Origin of the sequence: Bacillus mycoides, assembly GCF_018742245.1 — a bacterium.
Classification (GTDB): Bacteria; Bacillota; Bacilli; order Bacillales; family Bacillaceae_G; genus Bacillus_A; species Bacillus_A cereus_U.
The window spans coordinates 3,770,194-3,784,353 of sequence record NZ_CP036132.1; the positions used below are offsets into that span (position 1 = coordinate 3,770,194).

Sequence of the window (14,160 nt, forward strand, 5' to 3'; positions counted from 1 at the left end):
AGCTACCGCTTCTTTAAACATCCTTCAGTAATATGGAAGGTACTATATAGGAGATATCCTCCCTATATAATCAAATTTTTTACGAAATTAAAAATAAGACTTTTTATATACAAACAATAAAAAGTCTTATTTCATTAGTAGCACCTATAATTTAAATATTAATTATACAAGACTCATCACTTTCGTCTTTGCAATTAAATCATGGAAGCCACAATTATCTTTGCGGAATAACATCATATATACATTGCATATTAATGGAACTCCAAGTAATAATATGCTTGGTAATAATAATACCAAAAATCGTATTATTAATGTTTGTAACGTTAGTTTTTCACTTGTTAACGAGATTATTTTTGTTCTTGTTACCTTTTTACCAAGTGTAGAACCGTTCCAAAGAAAAGGTAACACAATAAAATTTATAGCCATTAATACGAAAACAAGTGTAAGGTCATATCTATAGTCACCTAAACTTATATTAAAACGATTGAAAATAGCACTATAGTTCCCGGTAATAATAGCTACTACTGCACCGTACGTAACTGAGATTAAAAACATGTCAATAAGGGAAGCACCTATGCGATTCATTACAAGCGCTGGACGATGCATCTTTAACTTCATTTTGTGTCGACTCCTTCATATCCTTCTTTACCCGTTTCATCGTACCACTTCTAAAAAACATTGTAAACTGGCGTTTCGCTTACTTTTCTTGTACAATGTGTTACAACAGCATTGTAAAGGAGGTTCCCATATTGAAAAGATGGATAATCCTATTTGCCGCACTCTTATTAACAGGTTGTACAGGCAATACAAACCATTTAACTTATACAATTAACGATGAATATGAACTCATACATACTTCTGGAGATGCATTTGAACTTTTCCCCTCTCAGGATGCTGTATATGCTACACAATACATCCCTGCAAAAATTACAGAAATTGCTTGGGACGATAAATACATTATCACAAAACAAATTGAGGAAAAATCAGATCCAAATAATCCTGACGCAGCAATTACAAATAAAAAAAGTGAACATTATTGGATTATCGATGTAAAGCATAATAAACGATTCGGTCCTTATAATGAAAAACAATTTAACGAGCAAAAAGATGCTTTTAAAATTACAGTACCTTTTCAAAGTGTAGATTCATATGTGAAAGAGCTAAAAAAACAGTCAGCATAACTTTTTATGCTGACTGTTTTCGTTTAAGTACACACCTTACTTAGAAAATGAGATATTGAAAGTTTGTGGCTCTTTAACAGCTTCATGAGTATCTCCCACTGCTAAATCATCTGTTGTAAACTTAATATCCTTTACCTTCTCTTTTCCATCATCGAGTATTAAACCGATAATTCCTTCTCGTGTCTCACCAGGCTTATAATCTTCCCTTGATACACTCTTTGTGCCTACAAGTGTGTCTTCTTCATATAAAAAGTTTTGAGTCGCTACATTAAAATGCTGTTTGTCATTAATAATAACATCATTCATAGAGAAGAATTGCATGTTCTTATTTCCACTATTCTCTACCTTATATGTAATTTCAACATACCGAATCGTATCGCTAATCTCTGTTCCACTTAACGATGCATATAATTCAGCGTCTTCTTGACTCACTTTATCTCCTAATCTACGCTTTACTTCTTCAGGAGTTAATGCAGTATACACTTTCAATGTATTTTTTGCATCTTTGCTCATTTGTGATAATGAGATAACTTTAACGTCTTGTACGTGAATTTTCATTGGGGCTACTTCAAATGTCTGATTCACAGAATGAATCTGTTCTAATTCAAATGTCCCCCACCCTTTTTCTTTCACTTTTTGTCCTACTTTTTTAAGCTCACGCCCACCATACTCTTTTGTTTCTGGAATAGATTCTTTCTTCTTAGGTTCTGCCTTCTTTTCTTCTTGATGGAAGCAACCACTTAACATAAGAAGAAAACTACATAAAACAAAAATACTTTTCCATGCTTTCATCATTTAATTTCTCCTAACACTATCATTCATTAAAATATATTAGTCCCTTGATTTGTAAACTATAGAAACAATAAGAAGTCCACAAAACGAACTTGTCAGTCCAGATACTATTATACCTCCTATTTGGAAAATATGAAAATAGGGGTCTAATAACGCGTGCACGATAAATATAATGGCCGCCACAATGATAGATGAAGCCCAATATTTCTTTTTTTCCGAAGTTAAACTAGTATCTTGATCAGTTTCCCTCCTATATTTCCATAGTACATATATTAGTAATAGTAGACCAAAACATGTACTCCCATGCTGTAAAAATTTATACATCGGAATACTATATACTTCTTGCTGTAACAGCGGCATTTTCATAACAAAATAGCCTGTCTTATGGGTAAAAGCATCCCAAACGACATGCGTCACCATACCGAATAAAGCAGAATAGCAAAATACAAAAAAATCTTTCCAAGTATAAAGCCCCCACTTCTCATCTACTACATATTTATAGTAACTAGCAAAAGGCTTAGGTAATTGGGTTATAAATGGTCCTTTTAAAATACGATGATATGCATATGCTAATAAAAAAACGAGTGGTAAATTCAAATATAAGAAACCAGCCCATGTATGGCCAATAATACCGTATGGCCTAAAATGTAAAAAATATTCAAAATCAGGTGCCATACTACCTAATATAAGAGCCGTCACTGAAATATAACTAGAATGTTTCTTAGCAAAAGGGAGAACAGCTGCTGGATGCGCGAATGTAAATGGCATATTTTAACTCCTTTTCATATTTCCAATAGAATACATATTATCATAACGATATGAACAATCTCTATGCAATATTTATTTTCACATTGGAATATGATAGTTTAAATGTTATAATCTACATGAAATATTCAGAAAATAAGGGAGGATCAAGTGTCGTTAACACTTGTCTTTTTTCTTGTTCTGTTTACCTTGTTTTTAAGTACATACATTGTCTTCTTTCTATGGAAGCACTTAAAAATTATAAAATATATGCCTGCTCTCTTTAGCTTTATGAGCGTTCTTTTCATTTTTATATGGAAGAGAATGACTTTCAGCTGGGAAGGTCTCAGTTTTGGCATGCTTCAATATACATTATTATTCGCAAGTTGTCTTACACTTGTATTCGCTGCTTTTTTAGAAACAAAATCCCTTATGAATTGAGGTTTATATATTGATTGACGTACCCTTTTTAAAAAGTGTCACATTAAAAAAAGAAGATATCCCTAGCTTTTCCGCATATCCTTACTGTTTACCCGCCATTCGAACATTACAATCGCTCCTTTTCCATCCAAATGTAACATTCATTATTGGAGAAAATGGAACGGGTAAATCAACATTACTCGAAGCGATTGCAGTTGCTTTAGGTTTTAATGCAGAAGGTGGAACGAAGAACTTCCGTTTTAACACGTACAATTCACATTCATCTTTACATGAATACATTCGAATTTCAAAAAGTTTTAATACCCCAAAAGACGGATTCTTTCTACGTGCTGAATCATTTTATAACGTCGCTTCTTATATTGATGAAATGGATGCTGATTCAGAAGCACGCGGAAATCCAGTTATTGACTCATATGGTGGTATCTCACTACACAAACAATCCCACGGCGAATCATTCTTCTCATTATTTATGAACCGCTTTTCAGGACAAGGTTTATACATTTTAGATGAGCCTGAGGCAGCATTATCCCCGATGAGACAACTTTCAATGCTCATTCGCATGCATGAGCTAGCTGAAAAAGGTTCACAATTTGTTATCGCAACGCATTCCCCCATTTTAATGGCTTATCCTGAATCTACTATATACTCTTTAACTCAAGAAGGGATTCACGAATCGACATTAGAAGAAACAGAGCATTATCAAACGACGAAACTTTTCTTTGAAAATCGCGATCGATTATTTCATCACTTATTTGAGTCATAAAAAAAGAGGCAGCAATCGCTGCCTCTTTTTTATAATGCTTCTATAAATAAAGCTACTCCAATACCGCCTCCAACGCATAGAGAGGCAATACCTTTCTCTAATCCACGTCTTTTTAATTCGTGAATTAAACTTACCGTAATACGAGCTCCTGTACAACCGATTGGATGTCCAAGTCCTACACCACTACCGTTTACATTCACTTTCTCACGGTCTAACCCTAACTCTTTCTCTACAGCTAGGTATTGTGCAGCGAAAGCTTCATTAATTTCAAGTAAATCTGCATCTTCTAATGACCAATCTACTTTTTCTAACCCTTTGCGAATTGCTGGTGCTGGTCCAATACCCATAATTTTCGGATCTACACCTGCTACTGAATATCCAACAATTCGAGCTAACGGTTGTAAACCTTTTTCTTTCGCCTTTTCTTCACTCATTAATACTAAAACGGCACTTCCGTCATTAAGACCAGATGAATTCCCTGCAGTTACTGATCCATCTTTACGGAAAGCTGGTTTTAATCCCGCTAACTTTTCAGCTGTAATATCTGCACGTGGATGTTCATCCTTCGAAAATACAACTTCTTTTCTACGTTCTTTTATCGAAATAGGAACAATTTGATCGTCAAAGTATCCAGACTCAATCGCTTGCAACGCTAATGTGTGGCTACGAAGCGCAACTTCATCTTGTTCCTCTCTTGTAATTTCATATTGTTCAACTAAATTTTCCGCTGTTTCACCCATCATAATATGGTGAATCGGATCTTCTAAAACTTCCCACACCGTATCACGAATTTCTCCGTGCTGTAGACGTTGTCCCCAGCGGTGTTGTTTTAATGCATAAGGGCTTGAGCTCATTGCCTCTACTCCACCTGCAACAACAATATCACTTACACCTAATTGAATTTGCATTGCAGCAGACATAATTGCTTGCATACCTGAAGAACATTGACGTTGAATTGTATAACCAGTAACTGTGTCAGGAAATCCTGCCGCTAATGCAGCTGTTCTTGCCGTATTTGCTTCATCAGTTCTTTGAATACAATGACCTAAAATTACTTCATCAACTTCATGTGGCTCTACTCCGCCTCTTTTTACAGCTTCCTGAAGTACAGGAACAGCTAATTCTACCGGTGTTATATTTTTTAGTGCTCCTCCGAAAGTTCCAATTGGTGAACGAACTGCAGCTGTAATGACAACATTATGCATTTTGTACTTGCCCCTCTCTTATGTAACCTAGTAAGTTTTTAGGTGAAATTCCATAAGTTGTATGTCTACAATTATCATACTATAAACATACCAAAAAATCAAAATATTTAATATAATAAAAATAGAAGGAATTAACCTTCTATTCTGTCAATGCATATAAGAATTTTTGTAATATCTTCTCTGTCGTTTCATTCAATTTCGGTAACTTGTCTACTGGAAAATATTGAAGTTGTAACCCTTCATGATCGAGCTTTAATTCTCCGCTTACATGATGTGCCTGATACAGATGAATCACATTAAAAATTTCATCTCCATTTGGATAACGGAAATAAACTTCCTTTCCTGAAAGAACACCAAGAAATTGCATTATTTTTGCACTTAGCCCCGTCTCCTCGAATAATTCTCTACGAGCAGTTTCTTCTGTCGTTTCTCCCAGTTCCATTGCCCCGCCAGGCACACCCCAATCATATGTATCTGAACGATATTGAAGCAATACTTCTTGATTATCATTTAATATAATAATTGCTGATCCTACTAAAATAAGTGGTCTCGTACCAACTACTTTGCGTAACTCTTCAATATACCCCAATATGTAAACTCCCCTTTCCTCACCCTTCCTTATCATAACAAAATTCTCTTCCTTTTGTTGCTGTAATTTTCAATAAAAAAAGGAAGCTTCCGCTTCCTTTTTTTACCGTTATCCCGCTATTTGCGGGCAGTAAGACCCCTACCTCAAAATTCAGCGAAAGTAAAGAAGTTAGGTGGGGGTCGGGCTGCCCGTAAAAGCCCGATTGGTGAGGGCTAATAATCAGCGGGGGATGAACAAAAACCCCACTGATTAAAGTTTCACTTTATTTCTTAAAGCTTTCGTATTTTACAGCTTCAAAAGCTTCTTCAATTTCCTCATTGCTATAATGGACATATGTAAAACGCCCTAATTCTACTAATCTAGCTATTTCTTGTAACGCTTTATGCTGATCATATGTTTCTTCAATTGTAATATGTACATAAAACTTCATTAATGGATGTTCATATAAAGGTTCTCCCACCTCTACATATACACCTTCAACCCCTTGCACAACTCTTACATAGCTCGCAAATTGATACAGAGCTTCTCTGTCTGAAACGATTTTTAATGTATACATATATTCTCCCCCTTTTCTTTACTATATCAAAAAGATGACCATACTACGTTATAGAACTATGAAATTTTTTCGACTTGTAGTCTATATATTCGTGTAATAAACAAGGCGTTTATCCATACATAGGACCTTTTCCCCACATATATTATAGAAAGAATTTTTTCCTTTGAGGTGTTCCTTATGGATTCATACATTAATATATGTGTTTGCATTACTCCAGGCGCCGATATTTCTGACGACCGTATTGCAAAAGATTTAGCAGTTGCAGAATCAATTTGGCATCCCATTACATTTCAAATTAAAGAAGTAATTGTACTAAACGAGCTTTTCCGTTTTTCAAATCGGGAAATTAGTTATAAAAACTCCATTCAAAGTCAGGAAAAATTATCATCCTTTTTTCAAACTTGTGTTAACGAAGCTCCTGAATGTGACCTTTATATTTGTTATATTGGCAGTGATTATTTCAAAGAAACCGCAGTAATCGCTTGCGCTTACTCTCTAGCGAAACAACAACAACTTACTGGTTACATCGTTCTAACAAACTCAGCTGCTCCAATGAAAAATATATACACCCTCGCTCACGAAATTGGTCATATTTTATTCACAAGACGAATTCATGGAAAACTTACGCACGCAGATCCCCACTCTCCAACCGGTTCTGAACATCACCATTCACCATCGAACCTTATGTACCCTATAGTCCCTAGCCCTAATAAAGTTCACATCAATTCATTATTAACAAATGAACAAAAAGCGCTCTCTTTACAAAGTCCCTTATTACAAAGAAAAAAACAGTAACAATCTTGTTACCGTTTAAAACAACATATTCCAATCACCAAACCAAATACCGGCTGCCAGAAATAAAGTGAAACTATAATCAGTGGGGTTTTTGTTCATCCCCCACTGATTATTAGCCCTCACCAATCGGGCTTTTACGGGCAGTTGATCTCCCACCTAACTTCTTTGCTCCATCCGAATTTTGAGATGGGAGTTTTACTGCCCGTTAATGCGGGATAAAAATAGACAACTAAAAGTAAATGTAATTCCTCTAAAAATCCCAATATAATATTTCTTTGGAAATACTTTTTTGCATATCCAGAGCAGCCCTTTTCCTATTAAACCGAAAAACAAAATATATCCTGATGTGTCATCTAATAAAGTATCAAAATAATCATTATGTATCCTTTTTGCGAAAGCGGTATAGATCCCTAAAATTGCTAATCCTAGAAACATAATAGTTAATATACATATAAATATATTTTGCATATTTGTACCCCACTTAATAGAAAATTCCGTTTGCTAATTATTTGCTCGTTACTTTCGTATCGTACAGCTAGTTTATACTTTTTCGCTCTTCAATTTTTAAATACCATCTCATTAATACATATAAACTACCGCACAGAAGTAAAGGCTCTACCATTCCCCAGTATGGGTTTTGCTTTCCTAACTCTTTAAATACAAACATAATTAATAACGGCACGATGACAGCTAATATTCCAATCCAGCCAAGTATATATACTTCAGCAACTAACAGTACAATTAAGATAATTCCAGCTAATATATAACTTTGCATAGTAGAAAGGTGCAACATAGGTGTCCCATACCATTTATTCATAAAGATTAATAATACTAGTAATAAAATTGGTATCATCGAAGCTAAGTAAAGAATACTAAATTCTTTTAGTTTACTTTTAAATGATGACATTTTAAATGCAAAAATAGTTCCCGCAACAGTAATCATTAATACAATCGGATATCCAATCAACTGCACATTCGTTAATATAAATTCATGATCGGGACTTTCAAATAAAATATTTGTCAGTAACCAATATCCACCAATACCAAGAATCATTCCTAAAATACTTTTTATACTCCCGCTTTTATCCTTCTCCATTTCTTTCGCCAATTCTTCCGCATACGCTTTTGGCGAATCACCAAATATGTCACTTACCGTCTTTCCCTCTTGCTCACCTTCTATTAAATGCAGTTCTGCATCCTCTAGAAAAGTATCCACATCTTCTTCTTTAATTCCCTTCGTTATTAAATACACTTTCGTATCGATTAAAAACTTTTCCCCTTCTTTAGAAACCTTCATTATTATCCCTCCCTTATTTAACCGTTTCTCTTCTATTCGCCTTCATCATAATTTCAAGGAAAATTAAAATAAATAAACTTCCATACAAGCATACAATTTGAAATAACATTGGCATAAGATCTTCCGATGTAAATGTTTTAAACACTAACATAATAGAAAGCGGAATAATTAAATATAAGTTTTTAAACCATCCTTCAAAATACATATTTATCGCTACTGTAATAATAAAAATCCCACCACCTAATATATAACTTTGCACTTGAGTGAATGTAAGCATTTTTGTAGGATATATCACATCTAATATCGTAACGGCTCCTAATAAAAACATTGGCGCGATCATGACTAAAGACCACATGGAAAACCACGTTTTTGTAAAGCTTGTTACAAAGGTCATTTTACGAAGTAGAAAATTAGGACCCATTACAGCTAAAATCAATGTAAAACTATAGCCAATGCACTGAATAAGCGAAATCTGTAAGATCCCATTATTAACTATTAAAATAGAAGCAATGATCCAAAACGAAACGATATTCATTACCGTAAATCCAATTTGCTTCCAAGTTTCCTGTCTATCTCTCTCCATCACTTTTACAAGTTCATTTGCATATTCTTTCGGCGAGCTTCCGAAAATTTCTTCTACACTTTTGCCATCACTCTCACCTTCTATTAAATGCAACTCTGCATCTTCTAAAAAGCTTTCAATATCGCTTTCTTTCACACTCTTTGCAGTTAAAAATAATCTCATATCCAATAAAAAATTTCGCGCTTCACTTGATAGCATTATTTTTTTCTCCCCTTCCCTTCAAGTAGACGCTCTACACTACTTTGCATCGCTTCCCAGCGATCCATAAATTCATCCAGTGCTTCCTCGCCTTTTTCTGTTAATGTATAATATTTTCGCTTTGGACCAGATGGAGATTCCTTCATCACACTTGTTATTAATCCCTCCTTTTGCATTCGTATTAATAACGGATAAATACTTCCCTCACTCGCCATTGTGAAACCATATTTCGCTAGTTTTTCACTCATTTCATAACCATATATTTCACCTTCAGAAATAATAGCAAGTAAGCAACCTTCTAAAATCCCTTTTAGCATTTGACTTGTCGACATATTTCAAATCCTCCCACTATCTTGTTTTACAAGATAGATAAGCGTAAGTATCTTGCTTTACAAAATAGTATAGCAGAGACTATTTTGCAAAACAAGATAGCTAAATATATTTTTCCAAATGTTTGCAGGAATTTCATTATCACCTCTCTAAATAGAGCAATAAGAGAACTTTTATTATGAAGGAGTGTTTTTCATCATGGTTACAAATCGAGTTGTCTTTTTAACAGGTGCTGCGAGCGGTATTGGTTATGAAATGGGAAGTGCTTTCGCAAAAGAAGGTGCTAAAGTTGTCATTAGTGATCGTCTTGAAGATCGTGCAAAAGAAGCTGCTGAACAATTGCAAAAAGAAGGCTATCAAGCTATCGGTTTAAAATGTGATGTTACAGCTGAAGAAGAAATTGCAGCAGCAATTTCTCAAACAGTTGCTCACTTCGGTTCATTAGACGTATTAATTAACAACGCAGGCATGCAACACGTCTCACCAATTGAAGATTTTCCAACGGATAAGTTCGAACTTCTTATTAAAATTATGCAAATTGCTCCATTTATTGCAACCAAGCTTGCCTTTCCTATTATGAAGAAACAACAGTATGGACGAATTATTAATATCGCTTCTATTAACGGCCTTGTCGGATTTGCTGGAAAAGCTGCTTATAATAGTGCGAAACATGGCGTAATCGGATTAACAAAAGTGGCTGCTTTAGAGGGAGCAACTCATGGAATTACTGTAAACGCTCTTTGTCCCGGATATGTTGATACTCCCCTTGTACGAAATCAACTACAAGATTTAGCAACTACACGAAATGTACCACTTGAAAATGTTTTAGAAGATGTTATTTATCCTCTTGTACCGCAGAAGCGCTTGTTGCAAGTACAAGAAATTGCAGATTATGCTATGTTTTTAGCAAGTGAAAAGGCAAAAGGCATAACTGGTCAAGCTGTTGTTATCGATGGTGGATATACTGCTCAATAAAGTGAAACTTTAATCAGTGGGGGTTTTGTTCATCCCCCACTGATTATTAGCCTTCATCACCAATCGGACTTTTACGGGCAGTTAATGCGGGATAAAAATAAAGTTTGCTCCCGAAGAGCAAACTTTATTTTACTTTCTATCGCGAGGATCTTCCTACTTTAGTAATTGTTTAGGGAGTTTCTCAATTGCAACAATCACTCCGTCTAATTTACTTTCAATGCGATGTAGTAAATATAGCGTTACAACAATTGGAAACCCCACATTACCTATCATCCTGATCCACTCTTCCATCTTTCTCTCCTCCCTTCAGTACATAAATAAGAAGAAAAGAGAATCTTAGGCATAAAAAAACAAGCTATTTGTGATTAGCTTGTTTTTTCAAATAATGACGTAATTTCTTGCTTATAATCTCCACGTAAAATACCTTTCTCAGTTATAATTCCTGTAATTAATCCATGCGGTGTTACGTCAAATGCAGGGTTAAATACAGGCGTTCCAAGTGGCGCCACTTGTTTCCCAAAAATTTTCGTAACTTCTGTTTCATCTCTTTCTTCAATGACAATTTCAGCACCTGTTTGTTTCGTAGTATCAAATGTAGATAACGGTGCTGCAACGTAAAATGGGATACCGAAATACTTTGCTAATATAGCTAAATTTAATGTTCCTATTTTATTAGCAGTATCACCGTTTTCAACGATTCGATCTGCCCCTACGATAATCGCATTGATTTCTTTCGTTCGAATTGCATGTGCTGCAGTATTATCCGTAATAAGCGTTACATCAATGTCTGCTTGCTTCAATTCCCATGTCGTTAAACGACCACCTTGTAAAACTGGTCTCGTTTCACACGCATACGCATGTAAACGCACACCTTTCTCTTTCCCAATATAAAATGGTGCTAATGCAGTTCCATATCTAGCAGTTGCAATACTTCCAGCGTTACAAATTGTTAAAATCTTATCACCGTCTTTAAAACATGTTAAAGCATGTTCTCCAATACTTCGGCATACCTTTTCATCCTCTTGCTGAATAAGAAGTGCTTCCTCTTCTAATATTTTTTGTGCTTCTTTTATTGTAGAAATCCCTCGTATAGCTTCTCTCATGCGATCAATTGCCCAAAATAAATTGACTGCCGTCGGACGTGATGTCCCTAAATAGTTACAATCTCTATTAAACTTCTTTTGAAATTCATCGATATTTGTAGCATCGTATTTCTTTGCCGCAAGCGCCAAACCAAACGCAGCTACAATTCCAATTGCAGGTGCTCCGCGTACTTCTAACATAATGATACTTTTCCATACCTCTTCAATAGTCGTTAACGTTTTGTATTCTGTACTATGAGGCAGCTTTGTTTGATTTAATACCGCAATTGCATCACCTTTCCAACTTACAGACCTCGGAACAGTTACAATTGTACTCATGCTTTTATGCCCCCTGAAACTGTCTGTTGAAATAATGTTCGAAACAGTTGAATATCAGCACACTTAGATTCATATTTTATTAGTTCTTTTCCTAAGTACAGCGCTTGCTTCTTAGCTTGAATTCTTTTTTCTTTATTTGCTATTCCATCTAAATCCGCTACATGAGCTAAGCCAATTGTTCTACGAATCAGTTCACATCCGGCAAACCCGACGGCATCAGTAAAGATATTTTGCAAAATAATTGGTAACCATTGTTTTTCTTTCGTATATGCTTCTACACCTTCTCCAATCCATAACTTCGTAAAAGTTTCTACAAAATAACTCCATGTCTTTTCTATATGGAAAAATAGTACACTTCTCTTTTCTTCTTCTCTAGATAAAGCATTTAATAATAGATTTGCAATAAATTGACCGATATCAAATCCAAATGGACCGTACGTTGCAAATTCTGGATCAATCACTTTCGTTTCAGAAGGTGATGAAAAAATACTACCAGTATGTAAATCACCATGAATAAGCGCTTCTTTTCTCGTTAAAAACTTATATTTATATTGTGCTACTTTTAGTTTTAAAGTTTTATCACTCCAAAGTTCATCAATCACTGACTGTAAATCTGACTCATAATCATTCGTATCGTAATGTCCAAACGGATCTGTAAACACTAAATCTTCTGTGATTTTACTAAGATCTGGATTAACAAATTCACTATCTAACACTCTTTTCTCTTCTGAACGTACGCCGAAATCTGAAGTGTAAAATAAAACATGTGCTAGAAAGCGACCAATATGCTGGGATAAAAGAGGATACTCTTCTCCGTCTATTAATCCTTTTCTTGTAATCGTTAGCCTTGATAAATCTTCTATTACTGTCAATGCCAACTCCTCATCATGACTGTATACTTCTGGAACGTATTCCGGTACATACTTCGCGAAAATTTGTAGTGCTTTACTTTCAATCGTTGCTCTTTTTATTGACAATGGCCAGCTCTCACCAACTACTTTTGCATATGGAAGTGCTTGTTTTAATATAATTGTCTTCTCTCCATCATCTAATTTGAATACGTAATTTAAATTGCCATCTCCAATTTCATGGCAGATTACATTCGCTTTCTTATCAAAGTATCCATGTTCTTTTGCGTAGTGTACAGCTGTTACTTCTGTTAATGAATAATATCCCATCGTCTTCTCCCCCTTTTAATTCAGAGGTTTTTCTAGCACAGAAAAACCTCTTCCCACAAAGAAAGAGGTTTGAAGTTTATCTTCTCCCCTCTTATCTGCCAGAAAGTTTACTTTCTGCTGGAATTAGCACCGTGCCTTTTGACGTCATAAACGCCCCATTTCACAATGGTATTGCGGTCGGTTGCTGGGCTTCATCGGGCCAAATCCCTCCACCTGCTCTTGATAAGAGTTGTATAATTTTTTGAATTTTTAACTTTATGATGAAGACTATACCAAGAATAAAAATCACTTGTCAACATTTTATTTGTATAATTCTGGACGACGATCTGCAAAAACTGGGATTCCTTTGCGAACCTCTTTAATTTTCTCGAATTTAAGCTCTCCAAATAAAATAAATTCCTCTTCATTTGCCTCTACTACAACTTCACCCCAAGGATCGACAATTAAAGAATGACCTGCAAACTCATTGTTCGGATCCTTTCCTGCTCTATTACATGCTACAACATAACACTGGTTTTCAACTGCTCTCGCCTGTAAAAGCAAACGCCAATGCGCTAAACGTACTAATGGCCATTCTGCTACAACAAATAAAACTTTTGCACCTTTAGCAGTATGAACACGCATCCACTCCGGAAAACGAATATCATAGCAAATTGTGCCAGCGCACTCTACATCATCTAGCTTAAATTCACCTGTCTCATTACCAGCTACTAAATATTTATGTTCATCCATAAGCTGAAATAAATGTACTTTACTATATTCATTGACTAGATTCCCTTCATTGTTTACAACATACATTGTATTTGTAACACCTTGCTCTGTTTGCTTCGCTATGGAACCACCAACAATATGTACACCATATTGTTTCGACCACTCTTTCAACTTTTCTTTCGTTTCCAATCCATCCCTATCTGCAATTTCAGAAAGTCTTGTTAAATCATATCCTGTTGTCCATAATTCTGGTAAGACGATAACATCTGGTCTTTCCTTCATAGCTTCGCTTATTTTATTTTTAGCGTTCTCAATATTTTTTTCTACATCACCAAAGACAATATCCATTTGAATACATGCGACTTTCATTTTGTCCGCCCCATTCCTAATTTTTTATTTAC

The 14,160-nt window shown here is 35.1% G+C and carries 19 protein-coding genes and 1 riboswitch; of the genes, 5 read left to right on the top strand and 14 right to left on the bottom strand.

The genetic code is table 11. The annotated features are described in order from the left end of the window. Positions 1-162: 162 nt before the first annotated feature. Positions 163-618 (bottom strand): RDD family protein, encoded by a 456-nt coding sequence (locus tag EXW56_RS19150; protein ID WP_002014800.1) that lies wholly within the window; start codon positions 616-618, stop codon positions 163-165. A gap of 131 nt (positions 619-749) precedes the next feature. Between EXW56_RS19150 and EXW56_RS19155 the strand changes: the two genes are divergently transcribed. Continuing rightward, positions 750-1,181 (top strand): DUF3997 domain-containing protein, encoded by a 432-nt coding sequence (locus EXW56_RS19155; protein ID WP_002033805.1) that lies wholly within the window; start codon positions 750-752, stop codon positions 1,179-1,181. 36 nt (positions 1,182-1,217) lie between these two features. Here the strand turns inward: EXW56_RS19155 and EXW56_RS19160 are convergent, their stop codons facing one another. Further along, positions 1,218-1,976, bottom strand: coding sequence for a hypothetical protein (locus EXW56_RS19160; RefSeq protein ID WP_016106063.1), 759 nt, complete (start codon positions 1,974-1,976; stop codon positions 1,218-1,220). A 36-nt stretch (positions 1,977-2,012) separates the two neighbouring features. After that, entirely contained in the window at positions 2,013-2,741 is a 729-nt protein-coding gene (locus EXW56_RS19165; RefSeq protein WP_002199474.1) for a DUF4184 family protein, read from the bottom strand. A gap of 147 nt (positions 2,742-2,888) precedes the next feature. Between EXW56_RS19165 and EXW56_RS19170 the strand changes: the two genes are divergently transcribed. Continuing rightward, positions 2,889-3,158, top strand: coding sequence for a hypothetical protein (locus tag EXW56_RS19170; protein WP_215557416.1), 270 nt, complete (start codon positions 2,889-2,891; stop codon positions 3,156-3,158). Positions 3,159-3,168: 10 nt separating this feature from the next. Further along, on the top strand, positions 3,169-3,921 hold the full coding sequence (locus EXW56_RS19175) for an AAA family ATPase (protein WP_002199470.1): 753 nt from the start codon (positions 3,169-3,171) through the stop codon (positions 3,919-3,921). Between the two features lie 29 nt (positions 3,922-3,950). On the opposite strand, the gene EXW56_RS19180 is transcribed toward EXW56_RS19175, so the two are convergent. The 3 genes from EXW56_RS19180 to EXW56_RS19190 all read right to left on the bottom strand — a co-directional run bounded on the left by EXW56_RS19180 (position 3,951) and on the right by EXW56_RS19190 (position 6,271). Next, positions 3,951-5,126, bottom strand: coding sequence for an acetyl-CoA C-acetyltransferase (locus EXW56_RS19180; RefSeq protein WP_002199469.1), 1,176 nt, complete (start codon positions 5,124-5,126; stop codon positions 3,951-3,953). A 139-nt stretch (positions 5,127-5,265) separates the two neighbouring features. After that, positions 5,266-5,715: an NUDIX hydrolase gene (locus EXW56_RS19185; RefSeq protein ID WP_002145954.1), complete on the bottom strand. Its 450-nt coding sequence runs from the start codon at positions 5,713-5,715 to the stop codon at positions 5,266-5,268. A gap of 262 nt (positions 5,716-5,977) precedes the next feature. Beyond that, positions 5,978-6,271 carry a DUF3928 family protein gene (locus tag EXW56_RS19190; RefSeq protein WP_002160644.1) on the bottom strand — a complete coding sequence of 98 codons (294 nt, stop codon included), beginning with the start codon at positions 6,269-6,271 and terminating at the stop codon, positions 5,978-5,980. 177 nt (positions 6,272-6,448) lie between these two features. Between EXW56_RS19190 and EXW56_RS19195 the strand changes: the two genes are divergently transcribed. Further along, the gene (locus EXW56_RS19195; RefSeq protein ID WP_002199468.1) at positions 6,449-7,066 is read left to right on the top strand and encodes an ImmA/IrrE family metallo-endopeptidase; all 618 of its coding nucleotides are present in this window, start codon (positions 6,449-6,451) and stop codon (positions 7,064-7,066) included. A gap of 195 nt (positions 7,067-7,261) precedes the next feature. Here EXW56_RS19195 and EXW56_RS19200 read toward each other — a convergent pair whose 3' ends face one another. The 4 genes from EXW56_RS19200 to EXW56_RS19215 all read right to left on the bottom strand — a co-directional run bounded on the left by EXW56_RS19200 (position 7,262) and on the right by EXW56_RS19215 (position 9,476). Continuing rightward, a complete protein-coding gene (locus tag EXW56_RS19200) occupies positions 7,262-7,534 on the bottom strand; it encodes a hypothetical protein (protein WP_033716685.1) in 273 nt (90 codons plus the stop codon). Positions 7,535-7,601: 67 nt separating this feature from the next. After that, positions 7,602-8,363: a DUF1129 domain-containing protein gene (locus tag EXW56_RS19205; protein ID WP_002199467.1), complete on the bottom strand. Its 762-nt coding sequence runs from the start codon at positions 8,361-8,363 to the stop codon at positions 7,602-7,604. 13 nt (positions 8,364-8,376) lie between these two features. Beyond that, positions 8,377-9,144: a DUF1129 domain-containing protein gene (locus EXW56_RS19210; protein WP_002199466.1), complete on the bottom strand. Its 768-nt coding sequence runs from the start codon at positions 9,142-9,144 to the stop codon at positions 8,377-8,379. Continuing rightward, a complete protein-coding gene (locus EXW56_RS19215) occupies positions 9,144-9,476 on the bottom strand; it encodes a PadR family transcriptional regulator (protein ID WP_002111568.1) in 333 nt (110 codons plus the stop codon). The genes EXW56_RS19210 and EXW56_RS19215 overlap by 1 nt, the downstream gene beginning before the upstream one ends. 196 nt (positions 9,477-9,672) lie before the next feature. Between EXW56_RS19215 and EXW56_RS19220 the strand changes: the two genes are divergently transcribed. After that, positions 9,673-10,449: a 3-hydroxybutyrate dehydrogenase gene (locus EXW56_RS19220; RefSeq protein WP_002199465.1), complete on the top strand. Its 777-nt coding sequence runs from the start codon at positions 9,673-9,675 to the stop codon at positions 10,447-10,449. A 153-nt stretch (positions 10,450-10,602) separates the two neighbouring features. Here the strand turns inward: EXW56_RS19220 and EXW56_RS19225 are convergent, their stop codons facing one another. The 4 genes from EXW56_RS19225 to EXW56_RS19240 form a co-directional block, all read right to left on the bottom strand. After that, a complete protein-coding gene (locus tag EXW56_RS19225; RefSeq protein ID WP_000393342.1) occupies positions 10,603-10,740 on the bottom strand; it encodes a YvrJ family protein in 138 nt (45 codons plus the stop codon). A gap of 74 nt (positions 10,741-10,814) precedes the next feature. Next, positions 10,815-11,870, bottom strand: a complete 1,056-nt coding sequence (gene mtnA / locus EXW56_RS19230) for an S-methyl-5-thioribose-1-phosphate isomerase (RefSeq protein ID WP_215557419.1) — start codon at positions 11,868-11,870, stop codon at positions 10,815-10,817. Beyond that, a complete protein-coding gene (gene mtnK / locus EXW56_RS19235) occupies positions 11,867-13,048 on the bottom strand; it encodes an S-methyl-5-thioribose kinase (protein ID WP_002199462.1) in 1,182 nt (393 codons plus the stop codon). The genes mtnA and mtnK overlap by 4 nt, the downstream gene beginning before the upstream one ends. An 88-nt stretch (positions 13,049-13,136) precedes the next feature. Further along, positions 13,137-13,277: riboswitch (SAM riboswitch) on the bottom strand. Between the two features lie 71 nt (positions 13,278-13,348). Continuing rightward, entirely contained in the window at positions 13,349-14,149 is an 801-nt protein-coding gene (locus EXW56_RS19240; protein ID WP_252197293.1) for a carbon-nitrogen family hydrolase, read from the bottom strand. Positions 14,150-14,160: the final 11 nt, after the last annotated feature.